We start from the raw sequence: 19,654 nt of genomic DNA, 5'->3' as shown, positions 1-19,654 counted from the left end.
CTAACTTACATGCTTTAGCCATTAATATTTCAGGAATTTAGGACGCGCTGCGCTTCGAGCCCTCATCTTCTGGGTCCTGATCAAAAATTTCTTGGGCCTGGTCTTCATCCAGCATGAATTCTGCGAGCTCACCCGCTATCTGTGCTGGCAAGCGGACATCAACAAAGGTGCCCTCTGCCCGGTAAGACTCTTCGAGCACAGTGCCTACCTCATGGACACGTGCAATAACTTCACCACGCGTAAATGGCACCAACAACTGCACGTGCGAATCCAAAGAATTCAAAAAGAGTTCAACACGCGTGGTGAGCTCACTAATGCCCTCACCAGTTGCCGCGGAAACATACACTACGTTTTCGCGGTCAAGGACGTGACGAATCTCCGCCAGCGCCAAAGGATCAGCCGCATCGATTTTGTTAACGACGATGATTTCTGGCGGTGGAGTCTCCCCCATTTCCTTAGCGATTTCGTAGATGACCTTATTAACCGCCTCAATTTGCTTGAGTGGGAAAGGGTCAGCGCCATCGACGACGTGCAGCATCAAATCGGCATTGAATACTTCTTCCAGCGTGGATTTAAACGCTTCCACCAATTGAGTAGGCAGGTGGCGGACAAATCCAACCGTATCTGTCAGTACTACGTTACGGCCATCGCCTAATTCGGCCTTGCGGGTTGTCGGATCCAACGTCGCAAAAAGCGCATCTTCGACCAAGACACCCGCGCCAGTCAACGCATTGATCAAGGATGACTTACCAGCATTGGTATAGCCAGCAATCGCAATTTGCGGGATGGTAGAGCGTTGCCGATTGGCGCGCTTAACATCACGCGCGGTCTGCATGCCCTTTAATTCTTTACGCAGACGCGCCATCTCTGTACGAATACGGCGACGATCAGTCTCAATCTTGGTCTCACCTGGACCACGAAGACCCACACCACCATTGGAGCCAGCACGGCCACCTGCCTGACGCGACAGGTTGCCGCCCCAACCACGGGTATGTGTATAGAGGTATTCCAGCTGCGCGAGTGAAACCTGAGCTTTACCCTCTTTGGACTTCGCGTGCTGGGCAAAGATATCGAGAACCAGCATGGTGCGGTCAATAACCTTGGTATTGAGCTCGCGTTCTAGGGCGTTGAGCTGACCCGGAGTTAGCTCACCATCACAAACCACAGTGTCAGCACCGGTTGCTTCAATAATGCTCTTAAGCTCTTTGACCTTGCCTGAGCCAATAAAGGTTCCGGCATCTGGCTTATCGCGCTTTTGATAAAGCATCTCTACAATCTCGGCGCCGGCAGTTTCCGTCAGAGCTGCGAGCTCTGCCATAGCTGCTTCTACTTCAGCGATGGTGCCTTCAATCCACACGCCGACCAAGATAACGCGCTCTAGGCGCAGCTTTCGGTACTCAACCTCATAGATGTCTTCAGCATCTGTGTGTCTAATCTCCGTGCGGTGGGTAACCCGACGGAATGCATTTCTTTCGGCCAGCTCGAGCTCGCCGAGAGTGAGATCTTCTTCATTTTCGCGCTCACCTGCAGACGAATGTCCTGGCAAGGGCTGCGGAGTATGGTCTGAAAAAGCGCGTGCCAAAAGTTCGTCACGTTCTTTTTCACTATCAAATCGTTTTGAAAAATCTGTCATTGTCCTCCCAGTATCGCATGAACTAACCACCCTTGGCTAGAAGTCACAGGTAAAAGACACTGACACATTTTCCCTAACGCACTATAGGGTCTAGAATCAAATCCATGACTACCGCCCAAACCCACTCAGAAATGCTTGCGATTGGTTTCGATTTCGAACACTGGCAAGACGTTGTGGAAGCAGCCATCGCCACCAACCAGCTCACCGTGACTGGTGAAATCCGTGGTGGCCAGCTGATTCAGTTTGCTGATGCTTCCGGCGCACAGCTGAACATCCTTGCTGTGGAACCATTTTCGACCTACATCGGCTTTGAAGGTATTACCCAAGCCTTTGCACACGTGTCGATGGTCAACGATGTCTTAAGCTACATGAACATCATCACCCCAACCGGTGACACGATTGCGGAAATCACTGCGAACCTCGCACAAGGACCGCTGCTGGCTGAAGTTGAAGAGCAACAGTGGCAGCAAGTCGGGATTACTGCGATGGGTCTTGCTGTGCAGTCTTATGAATCAACCGCTGCATTCGAGGAATCTGAAGGCGTCTTTCCAGCACTCTTTGAATCCGAAGGTGCAGAAATCGTCAACTCTGGAAACGGCGCAGCAGCCCCAACTCCTGGTGCGCGCTTTGCAGCACGCGTTTTGGAATCTGGTTGGCGTCATAACCAGCTCAGCGGCAAGCGCTTTATCCACGTTGTACTTGATGGCGCATTCCCCTTCGATCTGTGCCTTCCTGAATCCTTCGGGGATCTTCCTGCCAAGGATTCAGTACTTGCAGGTACCGCTTTGATGACCGCCAGCGTTTTGACCCCTATGTCGGGTGGCTGCGGCTCGGGTGGCGGCTGTGCATGTGGCTCAGGCGGCTGCGGCGGACATTAATTATGCAGTGGAGCACTAAAGGATTTTCAGCACGACAACGCACCATTTTTGGCGTCATCGCCATTGTGGCTGCGGTCTTTGTCGTGCTCAGCGCGCTGCGTTTTACTGGACTGATCATCTGCCTCATCATCCTTCCGCTCGCGCTGTTTATGCTCTATTCACGCCCTGATGCTTCTGAGCAAAAGACCTTGAAGTCATCAATTTCTTTATCGGCAGACGATATTGAAGATGTCGTCGAGGAATATGAGCACTTCGCTCATTCCCCAGAGGCAGAAGCTATTGCGGATCGCACGCTGCATCGACCAGCGTTGCTGGATCCCGAATGCGAAGAACCAGCAATTGAGAAATTCCACTACGAACTCTCAACTGCCAAGCGTTTTGTGCGCCGTTTAGATGCTCGGTTGGCTAAGCCCAAGATGGAGACCAGCGAGATTGAGCAGCTTTTAAAGATTACGGATCAGCGTGCCTTTGACCTCAAAGAGTCATGGCTTGCAGCCCGCCGCGCCGCATTGGCGCTCGGGCCGAAATATGATCCAAATTCTCGCGACTAAAGGGCCGCAAGTCCAGTTGCGATAATCTCAGAAGGACCGCGCAAAGTAGAGCCATCCTCACGTACTTCTACTTGCACCTGACCACCAGGTACGTTGACTTTGACCTCGCCGGTTACCGCGCCCGCATCAGCTAATGCTGATACTGCGGCAGCGACGGTACCCGTGCCACACGAACGGGTCTCTCCTACTCCGCGCTCAAAGACACGCATGTGCACTTCACCGTTCTCGAGTGGAGTAACCACTTCGAGGTTCAATCCATTCGGGAAAAATTCCGAATCAAACTCCGGCTGCTTGAAGTCCAGCTGTGCAAGTGCTTGAGAATCTAATCCCGGAATGGTGGCCGCTAGGTGCGGATTGCCCATGTCCACGCCCAAACCGGCATAGGACTGTCCAGCCATCTTCGCGGTAGAAAGCCCCATGACTTCGGGTGCTCCCATTTCAACGCTGATATCTGCATGGCGGGCATCAAAGGCATGCACGACAACTGGCTTAGCGCCAGCGCGAGTGCCCACGGTGAAAGAAATTCCTTCTCCGGCGAGACCTTCGGGCGGAATTGGAATCAAGCCCTGGGCAATTACCCAGTGCGCGAATACACGGGTGCCATTGCCACACATTTCCGCAATCGAGCCATCCGCGTTGCGGTAGTCCATAAACCAGTCATCACCGTCGATGCCGACCGCTAGCTTGTCTAGCTCTCCATTATCCACCAGCGCCTGGGCACGAACAACGCGCAAAAGGCCATCGGCCCCAAGGCCCGCTCGACGATCGCACAATGCAGCAACACGCGATGGCTCAAGCGATAGATCACCATCCGGGTCATTGATGATAAGGAAATCATTTTCAGTGCCATGGCCCTTGGCAAAGGGCAGCGAACCAGTGGAAATATTAGACATGCCTTCTATTCTATAGCCCCAAGCAAACTCAGTACTTGCGGCAGGGTTGGCTGCGCTGCATCAATCCACGAAATTCTCTTATCGCGGTGAAACCATGAGCGCTGCCGGCGAACATAGCGCCGTGTCCCGATGATCGTTCGCTCTAGGGCCTCATCCCACTCTAATTCGCCATCCATGGCTTGGAGTACTTGCGCGTAGCCAATCGCTCGGCCAGCAGTGGAGTCGCGTACCAAGCCCTTTTCTAATAAGGCTTCGACTTCCTCCACGAGACCTTGCTCGAACATCAATTTCGTGCGCAGCTCAATGCGCGGGTTCAGCCAATCAGAGTTTGTTTCCAGTCCTACCAAGTGTGCATTCCACCGCGGCGGAGCATCCTTAGGAGGCTGGCTTGCTTGAAAGGGTTTGCCGGTCAATTCAATGACCTCCAATGCTCGCACGGTTCGCCGCGGGTCATTGTCTTCAATAATCGACGCAGCTTGCGGGTCGATCTCTGCAAGTTTGGCGTGCATCGCAGCTACCCCGACCTCGTGCAGTTGCGCTTCATATTTGGCACGGACGTCCGCATCCGTCGGCGGGAAAGCCCACGCATCAACCAAAGACTGCACATACATCATGGAGCCACCTACGATGATGGGCCTTTTGCCGCGCGCTGCGATGTTTTCAACATCGCCGACGGCATCTTCTTGATAGCGCGCGACTGAGGCGGTCTCAGTTATATCCCACACGTCTAGTTGATGGTGCGGGATGCCTTGGCGCTCAGCGACGGTCAATTTCGCAGTACCAATATCCATGCCACGGTAAAGCTGCATGGAATCACAGTTGACTATTTCACCATCGAAGTGATGCGCGAGCTCTAAAGACAGCGCTGACTTGCCCGATGCAGTTGGGCCAACCACCACGATGGGCCTTAAATCTTTATCTTTCACCATCTACACCTTCCAAGCGGCAATAAAGCGGCCAACCCCAAGGGTTGCATCACTATCAACTATTTGCGCTTCTTCGGGGGCAAGCTGTGCCAATTCCAACCACAGCTCTGGTTCGATCACGCCGGCATCGATAAGCTTATTCGCGTCCATCGGACCAGCTTGGCCTTGCAATGCTTGCGAACACCACTGATGAGCCGACTCTGCGGTATCAAGCAAGGCCAGTGGTGCGCGCTGCGTCAACCCCGCACTGCCATCGAGAACCACGACGGTTAAAGCTAGGGGATCTATGTGGCCAATATTTGCCCGGCATTCGGTAATACTTTCTGCAGGAGCGCCCGCAGCCTGCAAAATATAACGTGCTACCAACTCACCTAGAAAATGTCCCTTAGCGACATTGACCCGGGGCGCTCCCCACGCCCGAAAACTTCCCTCATGCGCGGTATACCAGCGCTTGTCGTGCGAGAAGACTACATGGATTGGCCCATTGTGCTGTTTAATCAAAGGAGCCAGCAGCTGGGTAGCTGAATTAAGCAGCCTTTGGGATGGTTCATCACTGGGCGATAGCTCGGTAACTAGAGCTGGCGAGCCGGGGAGAAAGACCACATTGTTCATTGTGTATTCCATCCTAAGCCTGTACTTAGAAATTCGTGTCTTTAACCCTGACAATGATGGTCATATCGCGCTATTGTGTAACAAGATACGTGCGCATTGCTAAAAACGGTGCGCTGTTTAGTTAATTTCTCGGCAGCCGTGTCGCGCGGCACAGCCTTCACTTTAAGGACGGAGTTCATCTCATGGCTACTTCTACCCCCTCCCCTGCCAATATGCCCAAGCCAGGCCCACGGCCCGGAGCACAGCCGAAGGCTGCACCTGCACAACCGGCTGTGGTGACGATGAATGCCCCAGTTAAATCAGATCCTGCCAAGTGGGGCCGCGTTGATGAACAAGGTACGGTTTTCGTCCGCACAGCTGATGGCGAGCGCGAAGTTGGCAGCTGGCAGGCAGGTACCCCCGAAGAAGGCCTAGCGCATTTTGGTGCCCGCTACGATGACCTCGCGACCGAAGTAGAGCTTTTGGAAGCTCGTCTGAAAGCACATCCTGATGAAGCTGAGGCCATTAAGAATACGGCTGCTGAATTGAAGCAGACGGTACCTACCGCGGCGGTCGTGGGTGATCTCGCTGCATTAGAACAGCGCCTCGAGGCGATTCAAGAACACTCCGTCAAAGCTGGTGAACAAGCGGCTGCTGATAAGGCACGTCGCCGTGAGGAGGCCATCGCCGCTAAGGAAAAGCTGGCTGCCGAGGCAGAAGAAATCGCCGAAAACTCCACCGAGTGGAAAGTCGCCGGTGACCGCATCCGCGAAATTTTGAACGAGTGGAAGCAGATCAAGGGCATCGACCGTAAGACCGATGATGGTCTGTGGAAGCGTTACTCCCGTGCACGTGATGCTTTCAACCGTCGCCGGGGTGCACACTTTGCTGAGCTAGACCGCGGACGTGCTGCCGCACGTAAGAAGAAGGAAGAGCTGGTTGAGCGTGCGGAAGCTTTGAAGACTTCTACCGATTGGGGTGCTACTGCGCGCGCCTACCGCGATTTGATGGCGGAATGGAAAGCTGCTGGCAGAGCACCGCGCGAAGTCGATGACAAGCTATGGGCGGCATTCCGTGGTGCTCAAGACCACTTCTTTGCTGCCCGTGATGCCGTCAATAATGAGCGTGACCAAGAATTCGCTGAGAATGCGAAAGCCAAAGACGCTCTTATTGCTGAGTACGACTCGCAAATCGATCCTGCCAAGAACGTCGAGGCTGCTAAGGCAAAGCTGCGTGAGTTGCAGGATAAGTGGGAAGAAATTGGATTCGTTCCGCGCGACCAGGTTCGCCAGTACGAGGACAAGATTGCGGCTCTGGAAAAGCGCGTGGCCGATGCCGAAGAGTCCAATTGGCGCCGCACCGATCCAGAAGTCCAGGCACGTGTAGACCAGTTCAAAGCAAAAGTTGACGAGTTCAACGCACAGGCTGAAGCTGCCCAAGCTAAGGGTAAGACCGCAGCGGCTGAGAAGTTGCGTGAGCAGGCTGCGCAGTGGGCCGAATGGGCCAAGACCGCAGAAGCTGCTGTAGAAAGCTAAGGATTAAAGTTACCTCTCGTGGATAATCTGCACCTCGCGCAGCTTGCACCACCACACTTTCCCTCCGGACCTGCTGCCACCGCAGCTAGGACGGAGGGATTGTCTCCTACGCCTTCTGATGCCGTTCGCACCTTTGCGTTTATGGCTAATCTCTATGCGCAGGAAGTCAGTGGTGACCCGGCTGCATCTGCTTCCCCCGAACGCGTGCTCTATCGACTACGCGGATCCAGTGAATCACAGACCTATATTTTTGCCCTCATTGAAGGTGCTTCCCCACTGGGTGAAGTCTCTTCTCTGGGGCTACCGCTTATCCCTTCCACCGGGGAGTGTCCTGACTATGACTATGCGGGGTTTATCCAACTTAGCGTCGCACTACTGGAAGAAAAAGAGACTGCTGATATAGATTTCATCCTCGATGCGGGATATCTTCCGCTGCCAGGCGAACCGGTGGATGCAGAAACCCGCGCCGTTGCGACGACCCTGGTGAACCACGGTTTGGACTTGGCAAAGAAATTAGGCCGCACCACGTGTCAGGTTAGTTCTTTGCATTCCGATGACACTGCTGCGGAAGCGGATCCCTTTTCCAGCGCTTATCAAAAAGCAGGCTTTGCAATTAAAAATGCTGAACGCCAAATTAAGGTAGATGTACCTGAGCAACCAGCGACGGTTTTAGTTCCTGCAGGATTAAGTACCGAAGCGTGGCTTGACTATGGCATCCCGGAGCAATATCTGGATGATGTGATCAATCTTCTTACCGTCGCCTCGGAAGATTCACTTACGGGCGATTTAAGCGTAGAACCCATCAAGTGGAACCGCACTCGCCTGAATGAAGCACATGCTAGGCTGCGCGCACGCAAAGCGCATACGCTCATGGTGGCGCTGATTGATGACACTACCCACAAGGTTGTGTCCTTGACAGAACTCGGGCGCCATGCTGGCTCTGACCCGGAAGTTGCTGAATGGACCTTAACGGTCACCGCGCGTGAGCATCGGGCCCAGCAGCTGGCGAGCAAGGTCAAGCTTTTAGCTTTGACTGCGTTGCGTGAGCGCTGGCCCGACGTGGAGCGCACCTACGCCTCTATCGGAGCCAGCGATGTCGCTATGAATCGTATCTTTAACGAGCTTGGAGCCCAAGGCATTTCGCGCTCCGAGTCATGGGAGTTGCGGCTTTAATCCTGCGGTGACTGTTTAGCCTGATCGGTATTGCGGTGGCGTCGCGCAGCGCGAGCGCGACGGTCATCGACTAGCAAAGGATTAACCTTGGGTGCTGCTTCGCGACGAATATCCATTTGGGCCTGGCCGACTGCATCGAGCTGCGAGGCCGCCTCACGTGCTTGCTGTGCTGCTTCCAACTGCTCAGGGCTACGACGCAACGCCACCAGGGAAAAGGACACGGTGGCAATAGCTACAGCAACGATGCCGCACCATAGGCCAATTTCCGCGCTATCTGCACGCGCTCCTCGCATCCACACCATAAACAACGAATAGGCAAAACCTACGGTAACGAGCATCCAGCCAATGAGCCCAAATATCGCGCGGCGGGTTACCAGGGTCAAGGTCGTGCACACACCGACGCCCAAAGTCGCAAGAATGGCGAAGACGAACTCCGCAATCGACATGCTCTCTCGTGCGTCGGAGCTAAAGGTAATGATTTCATAACCGCGGATCCCCGCCGAATGCGGCAAGATTAGCCACGCAACGTAGAACACGACCGCGACAATGAGTGGAATAACTTGGTTTCTTAAATCCATGGTCCGCGCACTGCGGCGCTCCGCTTGGATTGGGTTTTCTTGCTGCTTAGACACAATTACCTAGCATAGTCGTTTCGAATTTTCGGGGCCTTAGAGACCACACGCTGGCGCTGGGGCTGGTTCTTCCGCTGGCTTACCGATGCGTGGAAGGCCCAAGCCCACACCGATGGGCTGGGTGGTTGGGGTCTGCCCCGCCGCCGACATATCGCCTGCCTTAGTGCGGCGATGAGCGGTCACACCTTCATCAGCAATGAGGAAGAAGGAACCCGAATCCGTCACGGTGGTGTGCACAATATCGCCGGGACGGATTTGGGAAGTGATATCTTCGCCATTCATGACCGGGGTAAAGTGCACCAGACGTCCATCGCGGGCGCGACCACTAATACGGTGGGTCTCGCTATTTTTACGACCGTCAGCCTGCACAAGTAGTTCTACATCCGTGCCCACCAGCTTCGCGTTCTCTTCTGCGCCGATGTCATCTTGCAGCTTCACAAGGCGCTCAAAACGATCCTGCACGATATGCTTTGGCAGTTGATTTTCCATAGTTGCCGCAGGGGTGCCTGGGCGCGGGGAATATTGGAAGGTATAAGCCGCCGCAAAACGCGCACGGCGCACAATATCCATGGTGCCCTGGAAATCTTCTTCAGTCTCTCCTGGGAAACCAACGATGATATCCGTGGTGATGGCCGCGTGCGGCATCTTTTCACGGACTTCATCAAGAATGCTTAAGAACTTCTTCGTGCGGTAAGAGCGACGCATGTCCTTGAGAATCTTGTCTGAACCGGACTGCAAGGGCATGTGCAATTGTGGGCACACCGCTGGGGTCTCTGCCATTGCCTCGATAACGTCAGAGGTAAATTCCGCTGGGTGTGGCGAGGTAAAACGCAGACGTTCCAATCCTTCGATCGCGCCCACAGCACGCAAAAGCTTAGAGAAGGCAAACTTGTCGCGTGGCAGATCGGGGTCTGCAAAATTCACGCCATAAGAGTTTACGTTTTGGCCCAACAGGGTTACTTCAGTAACACCTTGGTCCACCAACGCCTGCACTTCCGCCAAGATATCGCCGGGGCGACGGTCTTCTTCCTTGCCACGCAAGGAAGGGACGATGCAGAACGTACAGGTGTTATTGCAGCCGACAGAGATTGAAACCCAGCCTGCATAGGAAGATTCACGCTTCGCCGGAAGCACCGAAGGGAATGCTTCCAATGAATCCACAATCTCAATCTGTGCGTTGTCATTGTGACGCGCGCGCTCAAGCAAAGTAGGCAATGCTGCCATATTGTGCGTGCCAAAGACTGCGTCAACCCATGGGGCGTTGGAGATCACGGTGTCTTTATCTTTTTGCGCCAAGCAACCACCAACGGCAATCTGCATTCCAGGATGGTTTTCTTTGGTCTTTTTCAATGCACCGAGTGAGCCATAAAGACGCTTATCCGCATTTTCACGCACAGCACAGGTATTAAATACGACAAGATCGGGTTCAGATTCCTGCTCCGCTGCGACATAACCGGCTTCTTCCAACAGGCCGGAGATGCGCTCAGAGTCATGAACATTCATCTGACAACCGAAAGTCCGAACCTCGTAGGTACGGGCATTTTCTACTACTGCAGCAGGGGCGGCTGCATTTGAGTTTTCATTGGGGTATTCGCGCTTGGTTTCCACGTGGAGTCATTGTAGTGGCGCTATGCACCAGCGCCTAACCATATAAAAGTTCCAGGAAGCCGCCCGTGCGCTTGGCGAACACAGTATGACGGGGGCAACATTGGGGGTTATTTCAGCGGCGCAAGAAACCGGTTCGCAAAAATTGGCTTCATTTGCGAAAGTATATGAAACCATTCCCTAGCTGGCACTACTGAACGAAACCTTTCGAATTCCTTTGCAAAAGCTGCAAAGGTTATCAATTTGTTACTTCAAGCTTTGCGTACAAGCGAAGATTACCGCCTAAAGTTTCTTATATGTTGCAAAACACAGGCGAAAGGAGAAAGTGAAGTGACAGACACTCCGATGATTCGCATGAGCGGCGTCCAGAAGTATTTTGATGACTTCCAGGCGCTCAAAGATATTGACTTAGAGGTTGCACACGGCGAAGTTGTAGTAGTCCTAGGGCCTTCTGGCTCCGGTAAGTCAACGCTCTGCCGAACCATCAACCGACTGGAAACAATTGAAGAAGGAACCATCGAAATCGATGGCACCGTTCTCCCCGAAGAAGGCAGCCAACTAGCTAAGCTGCGCGCTGATGTGGGAATGGTATTTCAGCAATTCAACCTGTTTCCCCACCTGACCATTTTGGACAACGTCACTTTGGGTCCGATCAAAGTTCGCAAGATGAAGAAATCTGCTGCCGAAGCACGCGCAATGCAGCTTCTTGACCGCGTGGGCATCGGCAATCAAGCTTCCAAGTATCCAGCACAGCTTTCAGGCGGTCAGCAGCAGCGCGTTGCTATCGCTCGCGCATTGGCTATGAACCCCAAGATCATGCTTTTCGATGAGCCAACGTCGGCGCTTGACCCAGAAATGGTCAACGAGGTGCTCGATGTTATGGCTTCGCTGGTTAAAGAAGGCATGACCATGGTCGTGGTTACCCACGAGATGGGCTTTGCCCGCCGTGCCGCTGACCGAATCCTATTCATGGCTGATGGAGAAATCGTCGAAGACACCGATCCATCAAGCTTCTTTGATAATCCACAAACGGACCGCGCCAAAGACTTCCTGGGCAAAATCCTTTCTCACTAGATTCAAAAATCTACGTCCCTATCTTTTATTTAAAGGAGAACACATGTCACGCTCTATCACTCGTATCGCAGCCATCATCGGAACCGTCGCTGTCTCGGGCAGCCTGCTTGCCGCTTGTGGCGGCTCCTCCGGAGACTCCGATGGCCTACTCAGCTCCATCGAATCCGGCAACGTCACCTTGGGCACCAAGTTCGACCAGCCTGGTCTGGGTCTTCGCGAACCAGACGGATCCATGACCGGTCTAGACGTCGAAGTTGCAACCTACGTGGTCAATTCCATTGCCGCTGAAAATGGTTGGGATGAACCTTCCATTGACTGGCGCGAAACCCCATCGGCTCAGCGTGAGACTTTGATTCAAAACGGCGAAGTCGACATGATTACTGCGACCTACTCGATTAACCCGGGTCGTTCCGAGTCCGTTAACTTCGGTGGTCCGTACCTGCTGACCCACCAGGCGCTTTTGGTTCAGGACTCCAACAACGAAATCAACGGTTTGGAAGATCTTGAAGGCAAGATCTTGTGCTCGGTAACCGGTTCTACCCCAGCGCAGAAGGTTAAGGAAGCACTGCCTACCGTTCAGCTGCAGGAATACGACACCTACTCCAGCTGTACTGAGGCACTGCGTCAGGGCAATATCGACGCCATGACCACAGACGCAACCATTCTTAATGGCTACGCTGCTCAGTCCCCTGGCAACTTCCGCGTTGTTGAGTTGGAAAAGGATGGCGAGCCATTCACCAATGAGTACTACGGCATTGGTTTGGCCAAGGATGACACCGAAGGCACTGACGCCATCAACACTGCTCTCGAAGCAATGTTTGAAGACGGCTCCTTCGACAAGTTCATCTCTGACAACCTCGGCGAAGGTGAAGCAATCACCCAGGGCACCCCAGGCGACTTGTCCTTCATGGATGAATAAATTCATCTATTGAGGCCCACGAATACCTAGCGAAAGCCCCGCGATAAGCATTGTGCCGCAGGGCTTTTCCACCCACTATTCACAATAAGCGTTTGATAAGTATGCAAGGAGAACTATGAACGCCATGTGGGATCAGCTATTACCTGGCTTATGGCCAGCGTTTTGGCTCACCATCCAACTGACTTTTTGGTCGGCGATTGGTTCGACAATCCTCGGAACCATCCTCACTGCCATGCGCGTCTCCCCGGTTGCGATTTTGCGCACCATATCCACGTTCTATATTTCCGTGGTCCGCAATACTCCCCTGACGCTCATCGTCCTATTCTGTTCCTTCGGTCTATACCAGAACCTAGGAATGGCTCTAGCGAGCCGCGAATCCGCTAGTTTCCTGGTAGATAATAACTTCCGCCTCGCTATCGTGGGCTTTATCTTGTACACCTCAGCCTTTGTCGCCGAGTCCTTACGTTCTGGTATCAACACCGTGGATTTCGGCCAAGCAGAAGCAGCCCGCTCACTGGGATTGAGCTTTTCTGACATGTTCAGGAAAATCGTCTTCCCCCAAGCAGTTCGCGCGGCTATCGTGCCTTTGGGAAATACGCTTATCGCGTTGACCAAGAACACCACCATTGCTTCAACAATTGGTGTCGCAGAAGCGTCCCTGTTGATGAAGTCGACAATCGAAAACCATGCGAATCAGCTCTTCATCATCTTCTTTGTTTTCGCGCTTGGTTTCATCATCCTCACCCTGCCCATGGGCCTTGGGTTAGGCAAACTTTCTGAAAGACTGGCGGTGAAGAAGTAATGGCTGTACGCGCTACCGTCCTCTATGACGCACCGGGGCCTAAGGGCCGTCGCAATAACCGTCTCTACTCCGTCATTGCCGGGTTAATCTTCCTCGCTATCATCGGGTGGGTTGCCTGGACTCTAAACAACAATGGCCAATTTGAAGGCCGCCTGTGGACTCCGTTCCTCCAAAGCCAAACGTGGACCACCTACCTGCTACCGGGTCTTCGCGGCACATTATTCTCAGCGTTTGCTTCGATTGTTCTCGCTTGTATCTTCGGCGTGGTCTTGGGCTTGGGCCGTCTTTCGGAAAATCGCTTTGTGCGTTGGATCTGCGGCATCATCGTGGAATTCTTCCGCGCTATCCCCGTGCTGTTGCTGATGATTTTCGCGTACCAGCTCTTCGCGGTCTACGATCTCGTTCCATCGCAGCAACTGGCTTTTTCTGCCGTGGTCTTCGCATTAACTTTGTACAACGGTTCCGTCATCGCGGAAATCCTCCGCTCCGGCATCCGTTCCTTGCCAAAGGGTCAGACCGAAGCAGCCAAGGCTTTGGGCCTCTCGCATCGCCTGACGATGTACCGGGTCTTACTCCCGCAGGCAATCGCTTCGATGCTTCCGGCATTGATTGCACAGATGGTCATTGCTCTGAAGGACTCGGCTTTGGGCTACCAGATTGGTTACGTCGAAATCGTGCGTTCTGGTATTCAGTCTGCTTCTTACAACCAGAACTTCCTGGCCTCGCTGGTTATCGTCGGTATCATCATGGTGCTCATCAACTGGGGTCTTACCACTTTGGCACAGCGCATCGAACGTCAGCTTCGTGCTGGACGTGCGCGACGCAATATCATCGCCAAAGTTCCAGAGCAGCCAGACCAAGGCATTGACACCAAAGACAATGCCAACGTTGACTGGCGTGCTCCTGGATATAAGGAAATTACTAACCCCTCGGAGTAAATAACCAGTTACTCCTGTGATGTCCCCAACTCTTCACACCGCTGCTCTAGGGCACGGCGTGCAAGGTTGAGGGACATTCCTTCGTTAAAGCCCCTGCGCGCAAGCACCCCGACAATGCGCCGCAGGGCCTTATCGCGTTCTGCACGGTCGGATGGCGGATGTTTAATCGACTTTGCTTTCTTGACCGCCAATGTCCACGCCATGGCTTCTTCATCATCGTCATCGATTTGCTCCAACGCCTGCGCACGCACTGACGAAGAAATACCTTTACGGATAAGCTCCTGGTTCAACGCGCGCGCAGATTTTCCGCGGCGCGCATGACGCTGCCTTACCCATTCTGAGGCAAAGAGCTCATCATTAATGAGCCCAACTGACGCCAGATCGTCTAAGACATCCTCGATGACTGGCTTAGCGAATTCCAGCTTCACCAGCCGTTCACAAAGCTCATGCCGGGACCTTGCGCGCTCATCCAGCAAGCGCAGGGCACGCGCGCGTACCTCGGCTTTAGCTTCCTCCGCTTCATGGTCAAACAGCGGATTGTCTACAGCACCTTCCGCATAGTCTTCTAATGCCTGGCGCAACTTCGCCAGCTTCTCTGCACTCGGCTCCTGTGCCGTCACGTCCATCCCCTATTTGTGCTCATCAAACCCAGCCTAGAAAAATGCGCGGAGCCAGTTTAAAAAAACTGACTTCCGCGCACATCGTGGGGGCTAAATATTTCTACTCTTCATCTTCGTCATCAAAATCAACATTCGGTACAAAGCCTGCTGGATCATCAGTCAAAGGGTCCTCTGCACCAGGAACATCCATGGCTGCACCATCGTCATCGGTGGTCTTGGCATACTCACCGACGCCGAGCTTTTGGAAGATCTTCTTTTCAATCTCATCTGCCAGCTCTGGATTGCTCTTGAGGAAGTTGCGGGCTTTTTCTTTACCCTGGCCCAACTGGTCACCTTCATAAGTAAACCAGGAGCCGGACTTCTTGATGAAGCCGTGTTCCACACCCAAGTCGATGATGGAAGACTCACGCGAGATTCCCTCACCGTACATGATGTCGAACTCCGCAATCTTAAATGGCGGGGAGACCTTATTCTTTACGATCTTGATGCGGGTACGGTTACCAATCGCGTCCTGGCCGTCCTTAAGGGTCTGGATACGGCGGATGTCACAACGCACCGAAGCATAGAACTTCAGCGCCTTACCACCGGTGGTGGTTTCAGGAGAACCGAACATCACGCCGATCTTCTCACGCAGCTGGTTAATGAAGATAGCCGTGGTGCCGGAGTTGTACAGTGCACCGGTCATCTTACGCAGTGCCTGGGACATCAAACGTGCCTGGAGACCCACGTGCGAGTCACCCATTTCGCCTTCAATTTCAGCCTTTGGCGTCAACGCCGCAACCGAGTCAATAACGATAATGTCGATAGCACCTGAGCGCACCAACATATCTGCAATCTCCAGTGCCTGTTCACCAGTGTCAGGCTGTGAGACCAACAAGTTATCGGTGTCTACACCCAAAAGACGTGCATATTCTGGATCCAATGCGTGCTCAGCGTCGATGAACGCCGCAATGCCGCCTGCCTTTTGAGCTTCAGCAATAGCATGCAGCGCCACAGTGGTCTTACCGGAAGACTCTGGGCCATAGACTTCAACCACACGACCACGCGGGAAACCGCCAATGCCTAAAGCGATGTCGATCGCGGTATTGCCAGAAGAAATGGCCTGAATCGGCGGGCGCTTTTCTTCGCCCAAACGCATAACAGCGCCCTTGCCGAAGTCCTTTTCAATCATGGACATTGCGGCATCTAGGGCCTTCTTGCGGTCATCCCCCGGCTTGGTTGCCGTTGCTTTCTTCTTTGCAGCCATGTGTATTCCTTAAAGTTAAAATCACGTGCGGGGTATCAAAATCCCACTGATTATTATCCACTGTAGTTTCTAGACTCCAGCGACTGACATTTAGTTCCCGCGTTGAAGATTATTACGCGGTTGAGACTATCTCTTGCCTTCGACATTTCGAATCCTACACATCTTTTTATTCGATTGCACATTCGAATACGGCAAGTCGCACAAGAAACACATCAATAGATAATTCTCTATTTTCCAGGGCGATCGATACCTAAGCGGTCAGCTTCTGGCACAGAGAAGTCATCACATAGCTCACGCCAGACCTGGGCCAAATCGTATCCATTTTCGATTAAGTTATCGGGAGTTTCACCCAAGGTCGACACCACATGCGAGTGCGCTATCCACCTGCCCTGCGGGGAACCAAATACATCCTGCAGCAGTTGCTCAAACTCCGTTAATCGCATGGGGACATCATAGCGCAGCGCAGCAAAACGCCTGCTTAAACACTGTTCAAAAGATGGGTTTGCCAGCAATAATAACTTTGCCCTACAGTAACTTGCATGAAACAGAAATCCCTAGCGACAGACCTAGCGTACGTAGCGGTCTTCACAGCACTCGTTATTGTCCTTGCGTTTGTCTCCATCCCTATCGGCACCGCAGGCGTGCCCATCGTCATGCAAAATGCTGCACTCATCCTGGCAGGGCTTGTCCTTGGTGGACGCCGCGGCCTATACGTTGGACTGCTCTTTCTTGTCCTCGGCCTAGCGCTTCCAGTACTTGCCGGCGGTGGCACCACTCTACGCGCACTCGCGGGCCCCACGGCCGGCTACATCATCGGCTATGTTCTCTCCCCTGCTATTTCTGGTCTCATTGCCTACCGTGCGCCACGTAAAAAGGCCGGAATGGCCATCACCTTTATCATCGCAGCGTTTGTGGGCCTCGCTGTGCAATACATCTGCGGCTCCTTCGGCCTGATGGTGCGCTCGGGCCTGGAACTCGCGCCAGCATTTGCGGCCCAGATTCCTTTCGTACTCCCTGATAGCGCGAAGGTTGTTGTCGCAATTATTATTGCACTTGGCGTTCATGCAGCGTTTCCTGACCTTATTTCCCGCAAGAGAAAGATCGTGTAGTGCCGCATATCAAGTTCGAGCACGTTGATGTCGCATTCGATGACACCCCGGTGCTCAAAGACATCAATTTAGATCTGCACGAACACCGCATTGGAATCATTGGGGCTAATGGTTCGGGAAAATCTACCATTACCCGGCTGATTAATGGTCTGGGTGAACCGAATTCAGGCACGGTGTCAGTCGACGGTTTGGATGTTGCAGAACATGCCAAGGAACTTCGCAAGAAGATCGGGTTTATCTTCTCGGATGCAGAAAACCAGATCGTGATGCCCAATGTTCGCGATGACGTGGCGTTTTCTTTGCGGCGTTTCAAGATGTCCAAGCAACGTCGCAATGAGCTTGTCGATGCAGCCCTGGCGCGCTTTCAACTCACCGACCTTGCCGATCACTCCCCGCACACGCTTTCGGGCGGACAAAAGCAGATGCTGGCGATGGCAGCAGTGCTTGTCATTGAACCGATTCTCATTCTGGCTGATGAGCCGACGACCTTGTTAGATCTGATTAATCGCAATCGCATTCGACGTGAATTCGCAGCCCTTGAGCAGCAAGTCATCGTGGTGACCCACGACTTGGACTTCATTTCGGACTTTGACCGCGTTATCTGCATTGATGATCACTCAATTGCTTACGATGGCTTGCCCGCGGATGCAATTAGCTTCTACACCGAGTTGATGGAACAACGAGCGCTGCGATGAAGACCAAAAACATCCCGCTAGCTGTCTATGTTGATAAAGACACCCCCATTCACCGCCTGCGTGCCAGCTGGAAATTACTCTTTATCATCGTCTTTGTCATCACTACTTCACTACTAGCGTCAACCCCACTGCGTGGGTTGCTAGCCTGTGGCATCGCGGTGGCTTTCTATTTTCTTGCTGCCATTCCGCCGCGCATAGCTTTATCGCAGCTGTGGCCACCGCTGCTCATCGTGATTCCATTAGCTGCTTTTCAATGGTGGGCAAAAGACTTGGACTACGCGCTGGCCATGTTCTTGTCCATTTTCTCTGCCATCCTCATCGCTTTCCTATTGACTTTGACATCGACGGTCGATGAAATTATGGACTCTGTTGAGGCCTCACTGGCACCGCTTGGTCGCTTTGGCTTTCCTGTAGAAAACGTCACCTTAGCGATGTCATTGACCATCCGGCTGATTCCTTTAATGTTTGCCACCGTGGGTGAAGTACTCGATGCCCGCAAAGCCCGCGGCGCCGGCTTTTCCATCTCGGCTTTTGGCACCCCAGTGTTGATTCGCTCTATTAGACGCGCACGCTCTATTGGCGAAGCTCTCCAAGCCCGCGGCTTTGGCGACTAATCATATTTCTCCGGCCCTGGACCAAGTTGGGTGGAGTAATCCTGTCGCCTATTCTCTAACACCATCTTGATCTGTTCCGCAGCTCCGTCACCTAAGACAAGGCGTAGCGGTCCACTTTCAGCGGCGACGTGCGTGAGGATACTACGAGCAATGTCATCCGGACTGGTTCCTCCACCCGTTGCGCCAGGTTCACTGGGCCATGGAACCGCCGCTGTCCCTAAGACTTGTTCGCGCAGTTCATCATAGTCGCGGTTCGGTCTGCTGAACTGAATTTCTGTGGTTGCCCACTGTGATTCCCAGAAGGCGTTTACTCAGAAGTCAGAAGCCATCTGCACAGACGTGTTCCACGTAGCAGAGCTTGTCGGGGTCGACCACGCAGGGCCAGCCTGCTCGTTTTCCCTTGGATTCCGCCACCATCCGAGCATGCGCTGCGCACTCACTGACGTAAGTGCGCTCCATCTGTCCGAACAGTGAGAGGATCACCACCGCCAACTGGGCCACCAGATCATCCCGATCAGAGAAATCTACCGTGCGCTACCTGATCCCCTCGCCGCTGCTCAACTCGGTCATCATCAACGGGATCTGGCTGATCTTTAACTGGCAGGCCGCGCTCAACTACGCGGTGATCATCGCGCTGCTGGCGCTGGCAGTCCCCTTGACATGGCAGAGCAGCTGTCCTAAGACGGCCTGCGCTACATGGTCACCGAAAACGGCAGATGGCTGATTCCGGTGACCACGATGAACCGCATCCCGCTGTATGTTCGGCTCGAGTCCATGCTGCCGGTCGCCCTGGCTTTATCGGGTGCCGGGGTGGCTAGCGGCCCGATATTCGCGATGATGATCGGCGGGGCGGGGGCCTCACCGCCGGAGGCCTCAATGCCGACGGCGCTGCTCACGCCCAAACTATCGGCAACGTTCGTGATCACCAATCTGCTGACGGCCATGCTGGCCGGCTACGCGATGACGATCATCCTCTAAACCACCCACCTCTACAGAAAAGTCACCCTCATGGGACTCAAGAACCTGTTTACCAAGAAAGACTTCACCTCCGACTACTGCGGTGTCGAGTTCCTCGCTGACAACGACACCGACCAGGAGAATCAGAACCAGCACGCCACGTCCCAACCCGACACACCCCGGCCTCTACCGGCGTGCCCGGCTCCCGGACGAGGACGCTGCCAGCCGGTGCAGACACCAACAACGACCCAGCGCGGGAATCG

At 53.7% G+C, this 19,654-nt stretch carries 22 protein-coding genes; 13 read left to right on the top strand and 9 right to left on the bottom strand.

Annotated elements, in window-relative coordinates; translation table 11 throughout:
- Window positions 1-37 precede the first annotated feature (37 nt).
- Window positions 38-1,633 (bottom strand): GTPase HflX, encoded by a 1,596-nt coding sequence (hflX, locus tag C5Y44_RS06870; protein ID WP_105324253.1) that lies wholly within the window; start codon window positions 1,631-1,633, stop codon window positions 38-40.
- 104 nt (window positions 1,634-1,737) lie between these two features.
- Here hflX and C5Y44_RS06865 point away from each other — a divergent pair, with 104 nt between their 5' ends.
- The gene (locus C5Y44_RS06865; protein WP_105324252.1) at window positions 1,738-2,511 is read left to right on the top strand and encodes a hypothetical protein; all 774 of its coding nucleotides are present in this window, start codon (window positions 1,738-1,740) and stop codon (window positions 2,509-2,511) included.
- Window positions 2,512-2,513: 2 nt separating this feature from the next.
- Window positions 2,514-3,062 (top strand): hypothetical protein, encoded by a 549-nt coding sequence (locus C5Y44_RS06860; RefSeq protein ID WP_105324251.1) that lies wholly within the window; start codon window positions 2,514-2,516, stop codon window positions 3,060-3,062.
- Here the strand turns inward: C5Y44_RS06860 and dapF are convergent.
- From dapF to C5Y44_RS06845, 3 genes are read right to left on the bottom strand one after another with little or no spacing between them, the layout of a single operon-like run.
- Window positions 3,059-3,931, bottom strand: a complete 873-nt coding sequence (gene dapF, locus C5Y44_RS06855) for a diaminopimelate epimerase (protein ID WP_105324360.1) — start codon at window positions 3,929-3,931, stop codon at window positions 3,059-3,061. The two genes, C5Y44_RS06860 and dapF, sit on opposite strands and share 4 nt — an antisense overlap.
- 29 nt (window positions 3,932-3,960) lie before the next feature.
- Window positions 3,961-4,884: a tRNA (adenosine(37)-N6)-dimethylallyltransferase MiaA gene (gene miaA / locus C5Y44_RS06850; protein ID WP_105324250.1), complete on the bottom strand. Its 924-nt coding sequence runs from the start codon at window positions 4,882-4,884 to the stop codon at window positions 3,961-3,963.
- Window positions 4,885-5,493, bottom strand: coding sequence for a hypothetical protein (locus tag C5Y44_RS06845; RefSeq protein WP_199186000.1), 609 nt, complete (start codon window positions 5,491-5,493; stop codon window positions 4,885-4,887).
- A gap of 182 nt (window positions 5,494-5,675) precedes the next feature.
- Here C5Y44_RS06845 and C5Y44_RS06840 point away from each other — a divergent pair, with 182 nt between their 5' ends.
- Window positions 5,676-7,007, top strand: a complete 1,332-nt coding sequence (locus tag C5Y44_RS06840; RefSeq protein ID WP_105324249.1) for a DUF349 domain-containing protein — start codon at window positions 5,676-5,678, stop codon at window positions 7,005-7,007.
- A gap of 18 nt (window positions 7,008-7,025) precedes the next feature.
- Complete coding sequence (locus C5Y44_RS06835) at window positions 7,026-8,180, top strand: GNAT family acetyltransferase (RefSeq protein WP_199185999.1); 1,155 nt, start codon at window positions 7,026-7,028, stop codon at window positions 8,178-8,180.
- On the opposite strand, the gene C5Y44_RS06830 is transcribed toward C5Y44_RS06835, so the two are convergent.
- Complete coding sequence (locus C5Y44_RS06830) at window positions 8,177-8,812, bottom strand: hypothetical protein (RefSeq protein WP_233189878.1); 636 nt, start codon at window positions 8,810-8,812, stop codon at window positions 8,177-8,179. The two genes, C5Y44_RS06835 and C5Y44_RS06830, sit on opposite strands and share 4 nt — an antisense overlap.
- A 36-nt stretch (window positions 8,813-8,848) precedes the next feature.
- Window positions 8,849-10,420 carry a tRNA (N6-isopentenyl adenosine(37)-C2)-methylthiotransferase MiaB gene (gene miaB, locus C5Y44_RS06825; protein ID WP_105324248.1) on the bottom strand — a complete coding sequence of 524 codons (1,572 nt, stop codon included), beginning with the start codon at window positions 10,418-10,420 and terminating at the stop codon, window positions 8,849-8,851.
- Window positions 10,421-10,762: 342 nt separating this feature from the next.
- On the opposite strand from miaB, the gene gluA reads away from it, so the two are divergent.
- The 4 genes from gluA to C5Y44_RS06805 all read left to right on the top strand — a co-directional run bounded on the left by gluA (window position 10,763) and on the right by C5Y44_RS06805 (window position 14,150).
- Complete coding sequence (gene gluA / locus C5Y44_RS06820; protein WP_105324247.1) at window positions 10,763-11,491, top strand: glutamate ABC transporter ATP-binding protein GluA; 729 nt, start codon at window positions 10,763-10,765, stop codon at window positions 11,489-11,491.
- 43 nt (window positions 11,492-11,534) lie between these two features.
- Window positions 11,535-12,410 (top strand): glutamate ABC transporter substrate-binding protein, encoded by an 876-nt coding sequence (locus C5Y44_RS06815; protein ID WP_105324246.1) that lies wholly within the window; start codon window positions 11,535-11,537, stop codon window positions 12,408-12,410.
- A gap of 115 nt (window positions 12,411-12,525) precedes the next feature.
- Window positions 12,526-13,212: an amino acid ABC transporter permease gene (locus C5Y44_RS06810; RefSeq protein ID WP_105324245.1), complete on the top strand. Its 687-nt coding sequence runs from the start codon at window positions 12,526-12,528 to the stop codon at window positions 13,210-13,212.
- Complete coding sequence (locus C5Y44_RS06805; RefSeq protein ID WP_105324244.1) at window positions 13,212-14,150, top strand: amino acid ABC transporter permease; 939 nt, start codon at window positions 13,212-13,214, stop codon at window positions 14,148-14,150. The genes C5Y44_RS06810 and C5Y44_RS06805 overlap by 1 nt, the downstream gene beginning before the upstream one ends.
- Window positions 14,151-14,158: 8 nt before the next feature.
- On the opposite strand, the gene recX is transcribed toward C5Y44_RS06805, so the two are convergent.
- The 3 genes from recX to C5Y44_RS06790 form a co-directional block, all read right to left on the bottom strand.
- Window positions 14,159-14,776 carry a recombination regulator RecX gene (gene recX, locus C5Y44_RS06800; protein WP_105324243.1) on the bottom strand — a complete coding sequence of 206 codons (618 nt, stop codon included), beginning with the start codon at window positions 14,774-14,776 and terminating at the stop codon, window positions 14,159-14,161.
- 94 nt (window positions 14,777-14,870) lie between these two features.
- Entirely contained in the window at window positions 14,871-16,016 is a 1,146-nt protein-coding gene (gene recA / locus C5Y44_RS06795) for a recombinase RecA (protein WP_066841022.1), read from the bottom strand.
- Window positions 16,017-16,243: 227 nt separating this feature from the next.
- Complete coding sequence (locus C5Y44_RS06790) at window positions 16,244-16,459, bottom strand: DUF3046 domain-containing protein (protein WP_066793526.1); 216 nt, start codon at window positions 16,457-16,459, stop codon at window positions 16,244-16,246.
- A 96-nt stretch (window positions 16,460-16,555) separates the two neighbouring features.
- Here C5Y44_RS06790 and C5Y44_RS06785 point away from each other — a divergent pair, with 96 nt between their 5' ends.
- The 5 genes from C5Y44_RS06785 to C5Y44_RS06760 all read left to right on the top strand — a co-directional run bounded on the left by C5Y44_RS06785 (window position 16,556) and on the right by C5Y44_RS06760 (window position 19,412).
- Window positions 16,556-17,125, top strand: a complete 570-nt coding sequence (locus tag C5Y44_RS06785) for a biotin transporter BioY (RefSeq protein WP_105324242.1) — start codon at window positions 16,556-16,558, stop codon at window positions 17,123-17,125.
- Complete coding sequence (locus C5Y44_RS06780; RefSeq protein ID WP_105324241.1) at window positions 17,125-17,820, top strand: energy-coupling factor ABC transporter ATP-binding protein; 696 nt, start codon at window positions 17,125-17,127, stop codon at window positions 17,818-17,820. Before C5Y44_RS06785 ends, C5Y44_RS06780 begins: the two co-directional genes overlap by 1 nt.
- A complete protein-coding gene (locus C5Y44_RS06775) occupies window positions 17,817-18,434 on the top strand; it encodes an energy-coupling factor transporter transmembrane protein EcfT (RefSeq protein WP_105324240.1) in 618 nt (205 codons plus the stop codon). Before C5Y44_RS06780 ends, C5Y44_RS06775 begins: the two co-directional genes overlap by 4 nt.
- 529 nt (window positions 18,435-18,963) lie before the next feature.
- Window positions 18,964-19,158: a hypothetical protein gene (locus C5Y44_RS13230; RefSeq protein WP_146108482.1), complete on the top strand. Its 195-nt coding sequence runs from the start codon at window positions 18,964-18,966 to the stop codon at window positions 19,156-19,158.
- The gene (locus tag C5Y44_RS06760) at window positions 19,131-19,412 is read left to right on the top strand and encodes a hypothetical protein (protein WP_105324239.1); all 282 of its coding nucleotides are present in this window, start codon (window positions 19,131-19,133) and stop codon (window positions 19,410-19,412) included. Before C5Y44_RS13230 ends, C5Y44_RS06760 begins: the two co-directional genes overlap by 28 nt.
- The last annotated feature ends 242 nt before the right edge of the window (window positions 19,413-19,654 follow it).

This window comes from Corynebacterium sp. J010B-136, from assembly GCF_002967075.1.
In the GTDB taxonomy this organism is placed as follows: domain Bacteria; phylum Actinomycetota; class Actinomycetes; order Mycobacteriales; family Mycobacteriaceae; genus Corynebacterium.
The sequence above is the reverse complement of the archived record's forward strand: the minus strand, read 5'-3'. Positions and strand labels throughout refer to the sequence as shown.